Source organism: Psychroserpens sp., assembly GCF_036960315.1.
GTDB lineage: Bacteria > Bacteroidota > Bacteroidia > Flavobacteriales > Flavobacteriaceae > Psychroserpens.
Genome location: NZ_JBALVR010000031.1, coordinates 1 through 815, shown reverse-complemented (window position 1 = coordinate 815; position 815 = coordinate 1). Strand labels below are relative to the sequence as shown.

Below are 815 nucleotides of genomic sequence, written 5' to 3'. Positions count from 1 at the left end.
ACAGTTGTTGTACCAACCGGATAATTATCTGAAGCATCAGCATTTCCATTAAAATCATTGACAATAGAGGCCACGCCACAGTTGTCATTAGTTACAGGAGTAGTTACAGTTACGGCGGCTATACAGAGTCCAGGACTTGCAGATTGATTGATATTAGCATCACAAGTAATTGATGGTATTTCTTTATCAGAAATATTAACATCGAAACTCTCAGCATGTGTATTTCCAGCATTGTCTGTAGCTGTATAAGTTACCGTTGTTGTTCCGACAGGAAATATTGCACCATTGGCTAGACCATCGGTTTGTGCTATAGTACTTCCTGGACAATTATCATCAGGCGTTGGTTCGGTCCAACTTGTTATAGCACCACAAATACCAGGATCAGAATCCAAAGGAATATTAGCAGAAAGACCGACAATAGAAGGATCTTCATCATCAGTTATAGTGACAACTTGAGTACAAGAATTTATATTATTATGTATATCTGTAACGGTCCAAAGGATAGTAGTTGTCCCAACAGGATAGTTGTCAGAAGCATCAGCAGTTCCATTGAAATCATTCAAAATAGAAGCCACACCACAATTATCATTTGTTACTGGGGCGGTTATAGTTACAGCTGCTTCACAAAGATCAGGATCAGCAGTTTGACTAATATCACTATCGCAAATTATAATTGGTAATTCTTTATCAGAGATAATGACATTAAAACTTTGAGCAAGTGTATTGCCAGCATTGTCAGTAGCTGTATAAGTTACCGTTGTTGTTCCGACAGGAAATATTGCACCATTGGCTAGACCATCGGTTTGTGCTATAGT

The 815-nt window shown here is 38.3% G+C and carries 1 protein-coding gene; it reads right to left on the bottom strand.

Annotated elements, in window-relative coordinates; translation table 11 throughout:
• The coding region (locus V7719_RS18760) for an HYR domain-containing protein (RefSeq protein ID WP_335731472.1) at positions 1-815 on the bottom strand (815 nt) is incomplete at both ends.